Source organism: Kosakonia sp. AG348, from assembly GCF_003337365.1.
GTDB lineage: Bacteria > Pseudomonadota > Gammaproteobacteria > Enterobacterales > Enterobacteriaceae > Kosakonia.
In genome coordinates, this window is the sequence record NZ_QPJR01000001.1 from 31,976 (window position 1) to 48,657 (window position 16,682).

Annotated in this window: 15 protein-coding genes; 4 read left to right on the top strand and 11 right to left on the bottom strand. The window is 54.1% G+C overall.

Annotated elements, in window-relative coordinates:
* Window positions 1-7: 7 nt before the first annotated feature.
* Genes lolE through lolC form a run of 3 tightly spaced genes read right to left on the bottom strand, consistent with a single transcriptional unit; the run spans window position 8 to window position 3,145 of the window.
* Window positions 8-1,252 carry a lipoprotein-releasing ABC transporter permease subunit LolE gene (lolE, locus tag DFO56_RS00205; RefSeq protein ID WP_020457474.1) on the bottom strand — a complete coding sequence of 415 codons (1,245 nt, stop codon included), beginning with the start codon at window positions 1,250-1,252 and terminating at the stop codon, window positions 8-10.
* Complete coding sequence (gene lolD, locus DFO56_RS00210; protein ID WP_045507135.1) at window positions 1,252-1,953, bottom strand: lipoprotein-releasing ABC transporter ATP-binding protein LolD; 702 nt, start codon at window positions 1,951-1,953, stop codon at window positions 1,252-1,254. The genes lolE and lolD overlap by 1 nt, the downstream gene beginning before the upstream one ends.
* Window positions 1,946-3,145 carry a lipoprotein-releasing ABC transporter permease subunit LolC gene (lolC, locus tag DFO56_RS00215; protein ID WP_020457472.1) on the bottom strand — a complete coding sequence of 400 codons (1,200 nt, stop codon included), beginning with the start codon at window positions 3,143-3,145 and terminating at the stop codon, window positions 1,946-1,948. The genes lolD and lolC overlap by 8 nt, the downstream gene beginning before the upstream one ends.
* Window positions 3,146-3,438: 293 nt before the next feature.
* On the opposite strand from lolC, the gene DFO56_RS00220 reads away from it, so the two are divergent.
* The 3 genes from DFO56_RS00220 (at window position 3,439) to DFO56_RS00230 (ending at window position 9,191) form a co-directional block, all read left to right on the top strand.
* Window positions 3,439-4,512, top strand: coding sequence for an acyltransferase family protein (locus DFO56_RS00220; protein WP_045507132.1), 1,074 nt, complete (start codon window positions 3,439-3,441; stop codon window positions 4,510-4,512).
* 113 nt (window positions 4,513-4,625) lie between these two features.
* On the top strand, window positions 4,626-8,072 hold the full coding sequence (gene mfd, locus DFO56_RS00225; RefSeq protein ID WP_045507129.1) for a transcription-repair coupling factor: 3,447 nt from the start codon (window positions 4,626-4,628) through the stop codon (window positions 8,070-8,072).
* Window positions 8,073-8,231: 159 nt separating this feature from the next.
* Window positions 8,232-9,191 carry a L,D-transpeptidase family protein gene (locus DFO56_RS00230; RefSeq protein ID WP_045507126.1) on the top strand — a complete coding sequence of 320 codons (960 nt, stop codon included), beginning with the start codon at window positions 8,232-8,234 and terminating at the stop codon, window positions 9,189-9,191.
* A gap of 77 nt (window positions 9,192-9,268) precedes the next feature.
* Here DFO56_RS00230 and DFO56_RS00235 read toward each other — a convergent pair whose 3' ends face one another.
* The gene (locus DFO56_RS00235; RefSeq protein WP_045507123.1) at window positions 9,269-9,526 is read right to left on the bottom strand and encodes a DUF1471 domain-containing protein; all 258 of its coding nucleotides are present in this window, start codon (window positions 9,524-9,526) and stop codon (window positions 9,269-9,271) included.
* 243 nt (window positions 9,527-9,769) lie between these two features.
* Between DFO56_RS00235 and DFO56_RS00240 the strand changes: the two genes are divergently transcribed.
* The gene (locus tag DFO56_RS00240; protein WP_045507121.1) at window positions 9,770-10,405 is read left to right on the top strand and encodes a TetR/AcrR family transcriptional regulator; all 636 of its coding nucleotides are present in this window, start codon (window positions 9,770-9,772) and stop codon (window positions 10,403-10,405) included.
* Between the two features lie 522 nt (window positions 10,406-10,927).
* Here the strand turns inward: DFO56_RS00240 and DFO56_RS00245 are convergent.
* From DFO56_RS00245 to DFO56_RS00275, 7 genes are all read right to left on the bottom strand, one after another.
* Window positions 10,928-11,467 (bottom strand): glycine zipper 2TM domain-containing protein, encoded by a 540-nt coding sequence (locus DFO56_RS00245; RefSeq protein WP_020457466.1) that lies wholly within the window; start codon window positions 11,465-11,467, stop codon window positions 10,928-10,930.
* Window positions 11,468-11,661: 194 nt separating this feature from the next.
* Complete coding sequence (locus DFO56_RS00250; RefSeq protein ID WP_045507119.1) at window positions 11,662-12,966, bottom strand: NAD(P)/FAD-dependent oxidoreductase; 1,305 nt, start codon at window positions 12,964-12,966, stop codon at window positions 11,662-11,664.
* Window positions 12,967-13,225: 259 nt separating this feature from the next.
* Window positions 13,226-13,768, bottom strand: coding sequence for an alpha/beta hydrolase YcfP (gene ycfP, locus DFO56_RS00255; RefSeq protein WP_020457464.1), 543 nt, complete (start codon window positions 13,766-13,768; stop codon window positions 13,226-13,228).
* 36 nt (window positions 13,769-13,804) lie between these two features.
* On the bottom strand, window positions 13,805-14,830 hold the full coding sequence (gene nagZ / locus DFO56_RS00260) for a beta-N-acetylhexosaminidase (RefSeq protein WP_045507117.1): 1,026 nt from the start codon (window positions 14,828-14,830) through the stop codon (window positions 13,805-13,807).
* Window positions 14,831-14,832: 2 nt separating this feature from the next.
* Window positions 14,833-15,657: a thiamine kinase gene (gene thiK, locus DFO56_RS00265; protein WP_045507115.1), complete on the bottom strand. Its 825-nt coding sequence runs from the start codon at window positions 15,655-15,657 to the stop codon at window positions 14,833-14,835.
* Entirely contained in the window at window positions 15,638-16,297 is a 660-nt protein-coding gene (lpoB, locus tag DFO56_RS00270; protein WP_020457461.1) for a penicillin-binding protein activator LpoB, read from the bottom strand. Before lpoB ends, thiK begins: the two co-directional genes overlap by 20 nt.
* A 10-nt stretch (window positions 16,298-16,307) precedes the next feature.
* Complete coding sequence (locus DFO56_RS00275) at window positions 16,308-16,682, bottom strand: YcfL family protein (RefSeq protein WP_045507112.1); 375 nt, start codon at window positions 16,680-16,682, stop codon at window positions 16,308-16,310.

The following is a 16,682-nucleotide window of genomic DNA, read 5'->3' on the forward strand; positions in this document are numbered from 1 at the left end:
CGCGGAATTACTGCCCGCTCAGCACTCGTGCAGGATCAATATTGCTCGCCCGGCGCGCCGGATACCAGCTTGCCAGCAGGCTTAGCGCCAACGCCGTCACCAGCACATAGACGACATCCAGCGGGTGCAGCTCCGATGGCAGGAAATCGATAAAGTAGATATCTCCCGACAGGAACTGATGGCCGATCAACTTTTCAATCACGTTAATGATTGGCGTTAATTGCAATGATACGACAACGCCGATCACCACACCGCTGATGCTGCCAAGCAGGCCTGCCAGCAGACCGTACCAGACGAAAATGGCGCGGATAAGCCCATCTTTCGCCCCGAGCGTACGCAGCACGGCAATATCACCACTCTTGTCTTTTACCGCCATGACCAGCGTCGAGACAATGTTAAAACAGGCCACGCCAATCACTAAGACCATCGCCAGATACATTATGGCGCGGATCATCTGAATGTCGCGATACATGTAGCCGTACTTACCAATCCAGCTTTTGATATAGACGTAGCTGTTGGTCACTTCACCCGCGTCGCGCACCAGTTTATTGGCGTTAAACACATCATTTACCTTGATGTCGATGCCGGTGACGCTGCCGCCCATATCCAGATATTGCTGCGCGTCCTGCATCGGGATCATCGCATAGCTGTGATCAAGCTGGCCGCTCAGTTGCAGAATGCCCGTGACATGCAAACGCACGCGTTTGGGTTGCAGCAGTTTATGCGCGTCATCGGAGTTGGGGATCATGATGGAAACCCAGTCGCCCTGCTTCACTTTTAGCGCATCGGCCACGCCTTTACCCAGAATGATCTGTTGCTCACCGGCACGGAAATTTTGCCAGGCGTCGCCCTGCACAAATTTCGGCAAGGCGCTAAGCTGCGTTTCCTGCGCCGGGTCAACGCCTTTCACCTGAATCGCGCGCAGGTTGGCACCGCTTTCCACCAGCCCGGTAAAATTAATATAGGGCGCAGCGGCGGCAATGCCCGGCACTTTTTTCACTTTTTCCAGCGCTGTGTCCCAGTTCGTCCACGGCTGATTCACCGGCTCGATTTCACCGTGCGGCACCACCGCCAGAATGCGGTTGTTCAGTTCACGTTCGAAACCATTCATCGCGCTTAAACCAACAATCAGCACCGCCACGCCCAGCGCGATGCCAACGGTGGAGATCACCGAAATCAGCGACACCATGCCGCCACGACGGCGACCACGACTAAAACGCAGCGCAATCAGTAAAGAGAGGGGTGAGGCCATTACTCGGCCCCCATCAGGGTGACTTCAGTGTTCAGACGACCATCGCGCATTTCTAACTGGCGATTCATACGCTTCGCCAGTTGTAAATCATGGGTCACCACGAGGAAAGCCGTGCCCTGCATTTTGTTCAGTTCGCCCAGCAGTTCGAAAATGCTGTCCGCGTTACGCGCATCGAGGTTCCCTGTCGGTTCATCTGCCAGCACCAGGCGCGGATTGTTGACCAGCGCGCGGGCAATCGCCACACGCTGGCGTTCGCCGCCGGAAAGCTCGGAAGGACGGTGGCTGGCGCGATGTTCAAGCCCAACCGCGCGCAGCATTTCCCGGGCACGCTCATTAATTTCCGCTGGTTTCTTTTTGCCAATCAACAGCGGCATTGCCACGTTTTCCAGCGCGGTGAAGTCCGGCAACAAATGATGGAACTGGTAGATAAAGCCTAATTCCCGGTTACGCAGCTCCGCTTTGGCGGTCGAGGTGAGTTTGCTCATTGGCTGGTCACGGAAAATCACATCGCCAGAGGTTGGCGTATCCAGCCCGCCTAACAGGTGCAACAGCGTACTTTTACCGGAGCCGGAGCTGCCGACAATCGCCATTAACTCCCCTTCCGCCATGCTAAAGCTGACATCATGCAGTACGTCGGTTTGCACACTGCCTTCCTGATAGCGTTTGCACAGGTTGTCGCATTGCAACAGGATCTTATTCATAACGTAAAGCCTCAGCGGGTTGAGTGGCGGCGGCGCGCCAGGAAGGATAAAGCGTAGAGAGCAGCGCGATGGCCATCGCCACCAGCGCAATACCAATCACCTGCAGCGGTTCAATCGCCACCGGCAGGGCTGCGCCATCAAGGAAGGCGCCGATAATCGGCATCAGGTTATTTAACTGGCTGGCGAGCAGTGCGCCCAGCCCGGCACCCAGCAACGCGCCAATAATCCCGGCGCTGGCCCCCTGCACCATAAACACGGCCATGATTTGACGTGGGGTTAAGCCCTGGGTTTGTAAAATCGCTACCTCGCCCTGCTTTTCCATCACCATCAGACCCAGCGAGGTAATAATGTTGAATGCCGCAACGGCGATGATCAGGCTCAGCAGCAGCCCCATCATGTTTTTTTCCATCCGCACGGCCTGGAACAGCTCGCCTTTACGATCGCGCCAGTCCTGCCATTTGGTGCCTTCCGGCAATGTCTGCTGGCTGAGCACATCGACTTTCAGCGGCTCATTCAACCATAAACGCCAGCCAGTGATATTCCCCGCCGGGTAGCGCATCAGGCGTGAAGCGTCATCAATATTGACCAGCATCTGGTATTCGTCGACTTCACTGTTCGCCGCAAATGTACCCACCACGGTGAACAGACGCTGGCTCGGCAAACGGCCCATCGGCGTAAACTGGCTGGCAGAGGGCACCATCACGCGAATTTGATCGCCACGGTTCACGCCCAACTGACCGGCCAGTTGCTCACCGAGGATAATGTTGTATTTGCCCGCTTGCAGATCGCTTTGTTTGACATTCACCAGATATGGCGTCAGTGGATCGTTTTGCGCCGGATCGATGCCCATCATCACCCCCACCGCCACGCTGCGCGCGCTCTGGAGCACTACATCGCCAGTGGTGAGCGGCGCAATTCGCGTCACGCCCTGTAATTTGATCTGGCTTGCCGGCAGCTGCGCTGGATTCAGTGAGCCGTTTTGCGTGGTAAGAGTGGCCTGTGGCATCAGCCCCAGAATGTTGTTTTGCAGCTCGCGCTCAAAGCCATTCATCACCGATAACACCGTTACCAGCGCCATAACACCGAGGGTGATGCCAATGGTTGACAGCCAGGAGACAAAGCGACCGAAGCGGTCCGCTGCGCGCCCGCGCATATAGCGCAGGCCTATGAAAAGAGTGACAGGCTGGTACATGAAATCCGTCTGGTTGCTGATAGCAGAGTGAGGAGTATATAAGCGAAAGCACAGAGCGTAAATGAGTGAAACGGTAAGTATTCGTCAGACAGATAAGGAAAAATTCCGTGAAATCAAACCAATAAACAACTGTCAGCCAGTTTGCATTTCCGTTTGTTTGTACGGCTGTTGACCGTTAACGCCCTCTCGCCTTAATCCGAAAATGAACAAATACAGACACTTCCCCAATACATCCCTCTCCCGTCAGCCCAGGATCAACGCCCAGGATTTTGGCAAAACAGGCAACAGTGTGAATGAAGCAGAAAACATTATGGATTAATCAAATCAAGGGGTTATGTATTTGTCTGGTTGTGGTTTATCACTCCGTCATCACGTTTTACCCGCACCTGTCCACTTTCCAGCATCCGTGGTCGCAAACGCTCACTAAATGCTGGATTTATTTCAACCTTTACCTCGCGCCGTTTCGTATGCCGGTGTTCTTTTTTATCTCCGGCTACCTCATTCGCCGATATATAGACGATGTGCCGTGGAAAGAAACGCTCGATAAGCGTATCTGGAGCATCGTCTATGTGCTGGCGCTGTGGGGCCTCCTGCAATGGGCTGGGTTACGCCAGATAAATGACTGGCTCGCGCCGCAGCGCGATCTGAGTGATGCCGCCAACGCGGCTTATGCGGAGAACTGGCGCGAGTTCGCGCAGGGCATGCTCACCGCCAGTACCAGCTTGTGGTATCTCTATGCGCTGGTGGTCTATTTCACGCTTTGTAAGCTGCTCAGTAACTGGAAAGTGCCACTATTAGCGCTAATGATCCTGGCAAGCCTGGCGATTAATTACCTGCCACTGCCGTGGTGGGGGATGAACAGCGTGGTGCGTAATATGATTTTCTATTCGCTCGGCGCCTGGTATGGGGCAAGCGTAATGGAGTGGGTCAAAACCGTGTCGCTCCGCCGCTACGGATTACTGTTTGCGCTGGCGGCCGTGGTGGCTTTCGGGCTGTGGATGTTGAATATGCCACTGCCGCTGTGCCTGCTTTCTATTGTGGGCATTATGCGTTTGTTCCAGGTGCTGGAGCAGCGTTTTCCCCCCAACGAAAAGAGTCTGCTGAACGTAGTCGGCTCCAATACGCTGGCGATTTATACCACTCACCGCATTCTGATTGAGGCCATCAGCCTTGCGCTGCTCAAACCGATGAACGCAGGCGCATGGCCGCAAACGGTCGAACTGGCGCTGCTGTTAGTCTATCCGTTCGCCACGTTGCTGATTTGTACGCTGGCTGGACTGATGGTGAGAAAATTGTCGTCGGCACTGTTCGCCGATCTCTTTTTCACGCCACCGACGAAACATCTCACGGCGGTGCAAGCGCGTTAATCCTGCGCGTCGTATTGGCTAAACCCGCTTAATCACAGATAATAATGGTATTGCGTATCAGGGATATGCCCCCATAACGGGGGGTATATCCATAACGAGATCTTGATATCCCCATGCCTGAACAATACCGTTATTCCCTGCCTGTCAAAGCAGGCGACCAGCGCCAGTTTGGCGAACTGACAGGTGCTGCCTGCGCCACCGAAGTTGCGGAAATCATTGAGCGCCATCCGGGCCCGGTTGTGCTGATTGCGCCGGATATGCAAAACGCGCTGCGCTTGCAGGATGAGATTGGGCAGTTTACCGATAACCTGGTCATGAACCTCGCCGACTGGGAAACGCTGCCGTATGACAGCTTCTCACCACATCAGGAAATTATCTCTTCCCGCCTGTCGACCTTATATCAGCTCCCCTCCATGCAGCGCGGCGTGCTGATTGTTCCGGTAAATACGCTGATGCAACGCGTTTGCCCGCATAGCTACCTGCATGGCCATGCGCTGGTGATGAAAAAAGGGCAACGCTTGTCGCGCGATGAGCTGCGCAGCCAACTCGATAGCGCGGGTTATCGTCATGTTGATCAGGTTATGGAACATGGGGAGTACGCCACACGCGGCGCGCTGCTTGATCTTTTCCCGATGGGCAGCGAGCAGCCTTTCCGCCTCGATTTTTTCGATGACGAAATCGACAGTTTGCGTCTTTTCGACGCCGATACCCAGCGAACGCTGGAAGAAGTCGAAGCAATTAACTTACTGCCCGCGCACGAATTCCCGACCGATAAAAACGCCATTGAGCTGTTCCGCAGCCAGTGGCGCGATAAATTTGAGGTCAAACGCGACGCCGAGCATATTTACCAGCAAGTCAGCAAAGGTACGTTGCCTACCGGGATTGAATACTGGCAACCGCTGTTTTTCAGCGAACCGCTGCCGCCGCTGTTCAGCTATTTCCCGGCAAACACCTTGCTGGTTAACACCGGCAATCTGGAAAGCAGCGCCGAGCGCTTCCAGCAGGAGACGCAGGCGCGTTTTGAGAACCGCGGTGTTGACCCGATGCGCCCTTTACTGCCGCCGGAGACGCTGTGGCTTCGCGTTGATGAGCTCTACAGCGAGCTGAAGAAATGGCCGCGCATCCAGTTAAAAACCGAACAACTGGCCGATAAAGCCGCGCATGTTAACCTGGGTTACCGGTCGTTGCCGGATCTGGCGGTACAGGCGCAGCAGAAATCACCGCTGGATAACCTGCGTAAGTTCCTCGAATCGTTCGCCGGGCCGGTGGTGTTCTCCGTCGAGAGTGAAGGTCGTCGCGAGGCGTTAATTGAGCTGCTGGCACGCATCAAAGTTGCGCCTAAGCGTATTATGCGTCTCGATGAAGCCGAAGCGCCTGGCACATACCTGATGATCGGTGCCGCAGAACACGGCTTTATCGATACGTTACGCAGCCGGGCGCTAATTTGTGAAAGCGATCTGCTCGGTGAGCGCGTCGCGCGTCGTCGCCAAGATACACGGCGCACCATCAACCCGGATACTTTGATCCGTAACCTGGCCGAACTGCATGATGGCCAGCCGGTGGTGCACCTGGAACACGGCGTGGGCCGTTATGCCGGAATGACCACGCTGGAAGCGGGCGGCATCAAAGGCGAATATCTGATGCTGACCTACGCCGGTGACGCCAAACTGTACGTGCCCGTCTCGTCGCTGCATTTAATCAGCCGCTATGCAGGCGGTGCGGAAGAGAACGCGCCGCTGCATAAACTGGGGAGCGATGCCTGGTCGCGCGCGCGGCAAAAAGCGGCGGAAAAAGTGCGCGATGTCGCCGCAGAACTGCTGGATATTTACGCGCAGCGCGCCGCCAAAGCGGGCTTCGCCTTTAAACATGACAAAGAGCAGTATCAACTTTTCTGCGACAGTTTCCCGTTTGAAACCACGCCGGATCAGGCGCAGGCTATTAATGCGGTGCTCAGCGATATGTACCAGCCGCTGGCAATGGACCGGCTGGTGTGCGGCGATGTCGGCTTCGGTAAAACCGAAGTAGCGATGCGCGCCGCGTTTCTTGCGGTTGAAAACAATAAGCAGGTGGCGGTGCTGGTGCCAACCACCCTGCTCGCCCAACAGCATTTCGATAACTTCCGCGATCGCTTCGCCAACTGGCCGGTGCGCATCGAAATGCTTTCACGTTTTCGCAGCGCCAAAGAGCAGGCGCAGATCCTGGAGCAGGCCGCCGAAGGAAAAATCGATATTCTGATTGGCACACACAAGCTGTTGCAAAGCGATGTCAAACTGAAGGATCTCGGCCTGTTAATTGTCGATGAAGAGCACCGTTTCGGTGTGCGCCACAAAGAGCGTATTAAAGCGATGCGCGCCGATGTGGATATCCTGACGCTGACCGCCACGCCGATCCCCCGTACGCTGAATATGGCGATGAGCGGGATGCGCGATCTGTCGATTATCGCCACTCCGCCCGCGCGCCGCCTGGCGGTAAAAACCTTTGTACGCGAGTACGACAACCTGGTGGTTCGCGAGGCAATACTGCGCGAGATCCTGCGCGGTGGGCAGGTCTACTATCTCTACAATGATGTGGAAAATATCCAGAAAGCCGCCGACCGGCTGGCGGAACTGGTGCCGGAAGCGCGCATCGCCATCGGTCACGGCCAGATGCGTGAACGCGAGCTGGAGCGGGTGATGAATGATTTCCACCATCAACGTTTCAACGTGCTGGTGTGCACCACCATTATTGAAACCGGGATCGATATTCCGACCGCCAACACCATCATTATTGAACGCGCCGATCACTTCGGCCTTGCCCAGCTCCACCAGCTGCGCGGGCGAGTCGGGCGCTCGCACCACCAGGCCTACGCCTGGCTGCTGACGCCGCATCCCAAAGCGATGACTACCGATGCGCAAAAACGCCTGGAGGCCATCGCCTCGCTGGAAGATTTAGGCGCGGGCTTCGCGCTGGCAACGCATGACCTGGAGATCCGCGGCGCGGGAGAACTGCTGGGCGAAGACCAGAGTGGTCAGATGGAAACCATCGGCTTTTCGCTCTATATGGAACTGCTGGAAAATGCGGTCGATGCGCTGAAAGCGGGCCGCGAGCCGTCGCTGGAAGATCTCACCAGCCAGCAAACCGAAGTGGAATTACGTATGCCGTCGCTGCTGCCGGATGACTTTATTCCTGACGTCAACACGCGCTTGTCATTCTATAAACGCATCGCCAGCGCTAAAGATGAGAATGCGCTGGAGGAGATTAAAGTTGAGCTGATTGACCGTTTCGGCCTGTTGCCGGATGCAGCGCGTAACCTGCTGGATATTGCCCGCTTGCGCCAGCAGGCGCAAAAACTGGGGATCCGCAAGCTGGAAGGCAACGAAAAAGGCGGCATGATTGAGTTCAACGCGAAAAATCATGTCAATCCGGCGTGGCTGATTGGCTTGCTGCAGAAACAACCGCAGCATTTCCGCCTCGATGGCCCAACGCGGCTGAAATTTATGCAGGATCTCAGCGAGCGCAAAGTGCGGATGGATTGGGTTCGTAACTTTATGCAGCAGCTCGCCGAAAACGCGGTAGCCTGAAAAAATGCGTTACGCCGGGTCGCATGGCCCGGCACCTTTACTTTCCTCAACATTTACAAATATTTTGCAATACTCCAGGATTTCCCTACACGCTGACCTACCATAATTCCATCACACAGCTTTATAGCAATAACATTATGATTTACATGGATTATGGTAATGATAAAAATGTCGCGTTTCGTTCACTGGCTCGCGCTGCTGGCCGCCGCCGCCACTGTCGCTCTCCCCGCACACGCTAACACCTGGCCTTTACCCCCTTCCGGCAGTAACCTCGTTGGCGAGAACCGTTTTCATGTCGTGCAGAACGACGGCGGTTCACTGGAGGCGATTGCCAAGAAATACAATGTAGGATTTCTTGCGCTTTTGCAGGCCAACCCCGGTATCGATCCGTATGTCCCGCGCGCGGGCAGTGTACTGACCATTCCGCTGCAAACGCTGCTGCCCGATGTGCCGCGCAAAGGCATTGTGATCAACCTCGCCGAACTGCGCCTCTATTACTATCCGCCGGGTAAAAACGAAGTCACGGTTTACCCGATCGGCATTGGCCAACTGGGTGGCGACACGCTGACGCCCACCATGGTCACCACGGTTTCCGATAAACGCGCGAACCCCACCTGGACACCGACCGCGAATATTCGTGCGCGCTATAAAGCGCAGGGAATAGATCTGCCAGCGGTGATGCCTGCCGGGCCAGATAACCCGATGGGCCACCATGCCATTCGCCTTGCCGCGTTTGGTGGCGTCTATTTGCTGCACGGTACTAACGCCGATTTCGGTATCGGTATGCGCGTTAGCTCCGGCTGCATTCGTCTGCGGGATAAAGACATCTCTAACCTGTTCGCCCAGGTTTCCCCGGGTACGCCAGTGAATATCATCAATACGCCGATCAAAGCGTCAGTTGAACCTGATGGCAGACGGCTGGTGGAAGTGCATCAGCCGCTATCGAAATCGATTAACGATGATCCCAAAACCTTACCCATCGTGTTGAACGCTGCGATGCAAGCGTTCAAAGATGATGCGCGCAGCGATGCAGCAGTGATGAGCCATGCGATGGAAGTGCGTTCAGGGATGCCGGTCGATGTCACCCGCCACATTGAAAACGACCCGCAGGTGATGTAACTGCCCTGCTGGCGTAAAAAAAGGCCCTGCGATAATTCGCGGGGCCTTTTTTATCACCGTGGCGTAATGTGTTGCGCTTATTTGTAAAGAACAGCAGTGCCGTGCAGGTTGTCAGAGCCGGTTACCGAGGTGATGCGAAACGACTTTGCGCCCATCTCATCGGCTTTCTGAGCCAGCTGATCTTCTACGGAGGCAAGGTTGGAGTTCGCACGTACTCCAACGGTCGCCACTTCCTGCTGGCCTGTCGGAGCAGATTGCACTTCAACAGCAGCGACGCTGGCAAAAGAGAGAGAACTCAGTACAGCAGCAGTAAACAGCGCAGTGATATTTTTCATGATGTCATTCCTGGATGCAGATGAAGGATGCCGTTAAACATTTAATTAACGATCGATACACAAATCGTAGATGTGATCTGCATCAGGCGTTAATGTTTTTTATAACGATCATTAAATAAAATGAAATTTATTTAAAATTCATAACGATATGATTTATCGATATGTGCTAATTTGCTGCTGGTTATCTGTCGGGAATATTTTTATAATGGTCATTCAACAAACTAACAAAGGTTAGGCGGCGATATGACCAGTGAAGTCAGCAGTTGCACCAAAAAAAGCCGTGGCCGACCGAAAGTGTTCGACAGGGAAGCGGCGCTCGACAAAGCCATGACGCTATTTTGGCAACATGGTTACGAAGCCACATCATTATCCGATCTCGTCGAAGCGACCGGGGCGAAAGCGCCGACGCTGTATGCCGAGTTCACTAACAAAGAGGGGCTGTTTCGCGCCGTCCTCGATCGTTACATCACCCGTTTCGCGCGCCAGCACGAAGCGCAGTTGTTGTGCGAAGAAAAATCTGTGGAAAGTGCGCTGCGGGATTACTTCACCGCCGTGGCGAAGTGCTTTACCAGTACGGATACGCCCGCCGGGTGCTTTATGATCAACACCTCGGCGACGCTGGCGGCATCGTCACAGGCCATTGCGAACACCATAAAATCGCGACACGCACAGCAGGAAGAGACGCTGCGTCAGTTTCTCACCGCTCGCCAGCTGCGCGGCGAAATTCCGCAGACGGTTGACACGCTCTCACTAGCGCAGTTTTTAGGATGTATCTTGCAGGGCATGTCGATCAGCGCGCGTGAAGGCGCGAGTTGTGAAAAACTGCTGCAAATCATTCAAACCACTCTGCGGTTGTGGCCGGATTTGATCAAAGCCTGAAAAAAAATGAGACGGGAAACCGTCTCATCTCGCCTCTGTGATTGAGATATCACATTTCAATAATAGGTAAAATCTATCAGCGTTTTCCCCCGCTTTGCTATTCTTAATTGTGATTATTGCGCGGCTAATGATTAGTCTGGATGATACAAATAATGAGCATCATGATGATGCAGCTATGTACTTGCTTTCCTTTGCTCTCACCCTAAGTGCTGTATTGAACGACTTCCGAGGATAAAGGGTATTTACCTTTACTTAACACATGCAGAAGGAAAATGGAGATGATTTTGCTATTACCATTCATTAAAGTGTTAATAGTAATAACATTATTATTTGGTCTGTGGGTTTTGTTGGGTGGTTCAGTACTGTTTGCATTTATTTCAATTGTGATAACAGGCCTGCTGCTGGTTCGCCAACACGACTTTATTTGACTTATTAAAGCCTTGCAGAAATGTGAGGCTTTTTTAATGAAAAAAGGCTCCTCAGCCTGAGCGATGAGGAGCCAACATGCAGAGTACTTCTGTTTTACGCTTTGTTATTCAAAACGAGTTGACCATTGCCATCCAGCGGAATTTGCGTACCGGGATCTTTATCCATACGGATTTTTCCCTGCTGGTCACCAATTTTATACGTCACGTCATAGCCGAGCATTTTTTCTGACTTGTCATACACAGTGCTGCAACGTTGCTGGGTCGTGGTGTAGGTATCCCTTTCTTGCATCCCACCCTGAATCTGATTACCGGCGTAACCGCCGCCTAATGCACCAACGACTGTGGCGACATCTTTACCGCGACCGCCACCAAACTGGTGCCCCAGCACGCCACCCGCTACCGCACCGAGTACAGAACCGGTAATACGGTTTTCATCTTGTACGGGACGACGATGCGTCACTGTCACATTTCGACACTCCTGACGTGGCGTTTTAACCGTTTCCTTGATTGGCGTCGCAGAAACCACTTGCGCGTACTGAGGACCGCGCTCAAACACGTTCAGGCTGGCAACTGCGGCAACGCCCAGTGCAGCGGCCACGCCAATACCGATACCCGCTAACATTGATTTGTTCATCAGGATTCTCTCCCTGTTTGCTATTGGTAACAATTTTGCAACTTCGCAAGCAAGGAAGCCAATCAGAAAGAACGTAAAAAGAGGGATAGTGGGCAGGAAAATGACGACATTCAGAGTTATCCGAGCGGTTTGACGCCATCACCAGAGGGATATGCTGCTCCCCGGGCAGATAAAGCGCAGGGAGCAGAACAGCGTTAGTGCAATTTGAGACGCGGGCGGATCACCCGGTTAATACTGCCGACCAGCATCATCAGGCCGGTTTTGAAATAACCATGCAGCGCGACCTGATGCATACGGTACAGCGAGATGTACACAAAGCGTGCAATACGGCCTTCAACCATCATCGAACCGCGCATCAGGTTGCCCATCAGGCTGCCAACGGTTGAGAAATTGGACAGAGAAACCAGTGAGCCATGATCTTTATAGACATACGGTTTCAGCGGCTTACCTTTGATCTGCGCCAGAATGTTATGCAAGGCAAGGCTTGCCATCTGGTGAGCGGCCTGCGCACGCGGCGGTACAAAGCCACCTTCCGGTCGGGCACACGACGCGCAATCGCCAATCGCGTAAATATCCGCATCGCGGGTGGTTTGCAATGTTGGTTCGACCACCAGCTGGTTAATACGGTTGGTTTCCAGACCGCCAATCTCTTTCATAAAGTCTGGCGCTTTGATACCCGCCGCCCACACCATCAGATCGGCGTTGATGTATTCGCCCTCTTTCGTGTGCAGACCACCTTCATCGGCGCTGGTCACCATCGTTTGGGTCAGTACGCGCACGCCCATTTTGGTCAACTCGTTATGCGCAGCACCGGAAATCCGTGGCGGCAGCGCAGGCAGAATGCGTTCGCCGGCTTCCACCAGCGTCACGTTCAGCGCTTCATTTGTCAGACCTTTATAACCATAACTGTGCAGCTGTTTCACCGCGTTGTGCAGCTCCGCAGAGAGTTCAACACCGGTTGCCCCACCGCCAACAATCGCAATATTGACTTTGCCGTTAGCGCCAAGGTTCGCTGAATATTTCAGGAACAGATTGAGCATTTCCTGGTGGAAACGGCGCGCCTGGTGTGGGTTGTCGAGGAAAATGCAGTGCTCTTTCACGCCAGGCGTGTTGAAGTCGTTCGACGTGCTGCCGAGCGCCATCACCAGCGTGTCATAGGCCAGTTTACGTTCCGGAACCAGCAATTCGCCCTTCTCATCGCGCAGTTCAGCAAGCGTAATGATTTTGTTTTCGCGATTAATATCAACGACAGAACCGAGCTGGAACTGAAAATGGTGATTACGCGCGTGCGCCAGGTAGCTCAGCGCATCAACCCCTTCATCCAGCGAACCCGTCGCTACTTCATGCAGCAACGGTTTCCACAAATGGCTGTGGTTACGATCGACAAGCGTGATTTTCGCTTTTTTGCCGCGGCCAAGCTTTTTACCTAACTGCGTCGCCAGTTCCAGACCACCAGCACCACCGCCTACAATCACAATTTTCTTCAATGGTGTAGTCAACGTGACCCCCTAAAATATTAACCAATTGTTAATTAAAAGTTATAAAAATAGCCTTTATTTAACAACAAGTTACGCACTTACGACCAGATATTGACGCTGAGAATAACACGAACGGTTCAATGGTCATACCAAAATTGATATGCATCAAGTTTTGATGCTTAAAAGATGAGCAAGTGTAGTCGACAGGCAAAATAATGCCCGGCGAAACGCAGAAATAAAAATAACGCCGGCAGGTTAGATAACCTGCCGGAATGGGGAATTAACCGAGGGTTTTAAAGGCCTTAATGCGCTGGAGATGCGGAGAGATATTCTTGAATTTATGCGACTGTTCTTCGTCCCAGACAATTTCGTAATAGGGGTGCAACTCCTCGGCTGAGCGCTGGCTGTTCAGTGCTTCATCCTGGCGCGAGAGGATCACCAGGCAGCGATCGCGATTTTTCTCACGAAAGTTGGAAACGCATTTGGTGGCAATATCCTGGTACTCTTCCGGGCGATCAATTTTCCCTTCCATGTTCTCGTAAGGAAACAGGTTAGGATTGAGGATCACCTGACGGATATCGCACAGGAAACCGATGCGCTCGGCCCAGTAACCGCCAAGGCCGACACCGCAAATCAGTGGACGCTCGTCGATATTGAGCTGCAACATTTTATCCACTTCTTTCAGCAGATGCTGCATATCATGCTTCGGGTGGCGCGTACTGTAGCTTATCAGACGCACATCCGGATCAATAAACTGCAGCTGCAACACTTTTTCATGGTTGCCGGGGCTGTTTGAGTCAAAACCGTGTAAATAGATAATCATGGTATCCTCACCACTTCGACATCGCGTCCGCAGGAATTAACGGGCCTCTTTGTGCTCCTGCCAGCGCGCATGCAGCTGCTCCAGTTCGTTATGAGCCGCCTTCCAGCGCGCTGAACTCATCAACTCCTGACGAGAATATGAACCTTTATGATACAAATGCGTAACACGTTGCGCATTGATCGGCGACAGGTTATCCAACACGCTTACTGCGCCTTTACGATTATTACAGACCAGGATCATATCGCAACCGGCATCCAGCGATGCCTGGCCACGTTCAGCATAACTTCCCATGATAGCTGCGCCTTCCATTGACAAATCATCCGAAAAAATCACGCCGTCAAAACCCAGCTCGCCGCGTAATATTGTTTTCAGCCAATATGGCGAGCCGCTGGCCGGACGCGGATCGGCGTCAGGATAGATAACGTGCGCGGGCATAATCGCATCGAGTTTGTTTTGCTCAATCAGGTTGCGGAAAATCATCATATCATGCGCGCGGATCTCGCCTTGTGGCCGCGGGTCGCGTGGTGTTTCTTTATGGGAATCGGCCGTAACCGCCCCGTGACCGGGAAAGTGTTTACCGGTGGTTTTCATCCCTGCGCTGTGCATCCCGTCGATAAAGCGCGTCGCCATAGCCAGCGCTTTCACCGGGTCTTCATGATACGAACGCTCGCCAATCGCCGCGCTGATATGCCCAATATCCAGCACCGGGGCAAAACTGATGTCGATATCCATGGCGATCATTTCGCTGGCCATTAGCCAACCCGCCTCCTGAGCCAGGCGTCCGCCCTCTTCCAGCCCATGCAAAGCAGCAAAAGATTGTGCGGCGGGTAAGCGAGTAAAGCCGTCGCGAAAACGCTGTACGCGCCCGCCTTCCTGATCAACTGCCACCACCAGACGATGATGCGAAGCGCTGCGGATCTGGCGCACCAGCTCCCGTAATTGCTCGGGATCGTGATAATTACGGGTAAAGAGGATCAGGCCACCAACCAGCGGGTGTGCCACAATCTCGCGCTCTTCCGCATCCAGTTCGTACCCTTCCACATCCAACATCACTGGGCCCACATTTACCTCTCTTGTTCTTTTTTCGCTAGCTGACGCCATATTTCATTCGCCAGCGTAATAAATTGTTGATCGCCCGTTTGCTGCCAGCGGCACTCATACCAGCCAGCCATCAGCATCAAAACCCACGGACGCCAGCGCCGGACCTGGCGCCACAGCAAAGCGGGATTAATGGCAGACTGATGCGCATAGCGATTCACCAGTTCCTGCCGCTCTGCCTCGTTTTTCGTCCATATCGCCGCCAATTCCAGCGCGACATCCCCATCGCCCGCATATTCCCAGTCGATCAGCCGCAACCCCCTGGCACTCTGCACCAGGTTTCCGGCGTGGACATCCATATGTAACGGTGCCAGCCGTAGCGGTACTGGCTCTTTTTGCTGGCGCAACTGCTTTAACTGGCGCAGCCAAAACGGCGTCCGCCGCGAACGCGCACTCTGCTGCCAGTAACCTTCAAACAGCGGCAATAATGTTATCCGCCAGCCAAACAGCGGCTGGCGGTGTAAATCGTACAGTAACGGCACCAGCACACTGGCCTGCGGCAGCACAGCGCAGACCTCGCCGGGTAGATAATCGACCGCCATCCACTCGCCGGTGAATAAGCGCGGGCGTGGAGCAATAGAATCCGGCAAGCGGCGGAGTAAGCGATACTGACGCACAAAAGGCGATGATGTCGCCTGGTGCCGTTTTCGCAGCACCAGCGTATGCCGTCCATCGCTAATAAGACAACTCCCGCCGCTGAGGCCGGTATTCTGGCTGGCGACGGGAGTATAGGTCGGAAAGTAGCGTGACAACACCTCGTCACGCGTCTGTTTATTGTTGCTGAACTGCACCTTTACCCGACCAGATAATTTCGCCGGTCTGTACCAGCATCAATTGCATTTGCAGCGCCGGTGCGTTGACATTCCCGGTCGCGTTGGAATAGAGCACATACTGCGCCCCGACGTTACGGGCAATACCGATGGCTTTACTGCGTGTACCGAGGCTGTCCTGTGGAGAGAGCCCCAGTTGTTGCTTCGCGACCGCCAGTTGCTGCTCGGTAACAAGCGTAAATTTACCGTTATTCGCTAACGCGTTGCGTACCACGCCCGTTGCTTCGCTCGTGTTAATGGAACCGTTGGTTCGGTTATTGACGCTATCCACTAACAGCACGCTGCCTGCGTTGGCGCCGCTGGCCTGCAACATTTTACCGACCATCGGCTGAACGGCGCCATTCCAGTCAAAATGACGCTCGCGCGGCGCGGGCTGCCCCGTTTGATCCTGATGCTCAATTGGCCCCGGTTGCTGCTGCGGCAGCGTCGGGACAGAAGGCACTTCCGGCACCGGTTGTTGCGGCTGTACCGGCGTGGGTTGTTGCGGCGTGCCTGCACCACCCGCCTGATCAACCGGCGCGGGTTGCTGATCGCTAATACAACCCGCAAGCAGCACGGCCAGGGTTGTCAGTAGCGCGTAGCGTCCAATAGTTTTAATCAAGAGTCACCCCTTACAGGTAAAGATAAAGTCTGACGCTGTGCGCACCCAAATAGTTGGCGCTGCCATACACCGTCACGCCCGAATTTCCCGGGATCGTGACGGTTCGCGGCGCTTCCAGCGGGTGCATTTCCAGACCTCTGGCGTCATACCAGAAAAAACGATAATGCACGGTAACGGGCTGCTGTCGTTCATTAAACAACCGTGAAGACGCGGAAGGCTGGAGTTCATGCGTACTTAACGTCGGCGGCTGCGCAATAATCCCGGAGGCCAGAATACTCGATTCCATCACTAACGTCTGGTCGTCGGCGACCGGGATCGTAGGACGTGAACTGCACCCCATCAGTACCAGCGCTGCCAGCCATAACGCGACACGCCCGTTCGTCAT

What these genes read in the sequence shown, in the direction of transcription:
- lolE (WP_020457474.1), bottom strand. Translation starts at nt 1,252, where the DNA reads ATGGCCTCACCCCTCTCTTTACTGATTGCGCTGCGTTTTAGTCGTGGT.
- lolD (WP_045507135.1), bottom strand. Translation starts at nt 1,953, where the DNA reads ATGAATAAGATCCTGTTGCAATGCGACAACCTGTGCAAACGCTATCAG.
- lolC (WP_020457472.1), bottom strand. Translation starts at nt 3,145, where the DNA reads ATGTACCAGCCTGTCACTCTTTTCATAGGCCTGCGCTATATGCGCGGG.
- DFO56_RS00220 (WP_045507132.1), top strand. Translation starts at nt 3,439, where the DNA reads ATGAAGCAGAAAACATTATGGATTAATCAAATCAAGGGGTTATGTATT.
- mfd (WP_045507129.1), top strand. Translation starts at nt 4,626, where the DNA reads ATGCCTGAACAATACCGTTATTCCCTGCCTGTCAAAGCAGGCGACCAG.
- DFO56_RS00230 (WP_045507126.1), top strand. Translation starts at nt 8,232, where the DNA reads ATGATAAAAATGTCGCGTTTCGTTCACTGGCTCGCGCTGCTGGCCGCC.
- DFO56_RS00235 (WP_045507123.1), bottom strand. Translation starts at nt 9,526, where the DNA reads ATGAAAAATATCACTGCGCTGTTTACTGCTGCTGTACTGAGTTCTCTC.
- DFO56_RS00240 (WP_045507121.1), top strand. Translation starts at nt 9,770, where the DNA reads ATGACCAGTGAAGTCAGCAGTTGCACCAAAAAAAGCCGTGGCCGACCG.
- DFO56_RS00245 (WP_020457466.1), bottom strand. Translation starts at nt 11,467, where the DNA reads ATGAACAAATCAATGTTAGCGGGTATCGGTATTGGCGTGGCCGCTGCA.
- ycfP (WP_020457464.1), bottom strand. Translation starts at nt 13,768, where the DNA reads ATGATTATCTATTTACACGGTTTTGACTCAAACAGCCCCGGCAACCAT.
- DFO56_RS00275 (WP_045507112.1), bottom strand. Translation starts at nt 16,682, where the DNA reads ATGACGAACGGGCGTGTCGCGTTATGGCTGGCAGCGCTGGTACTGATG.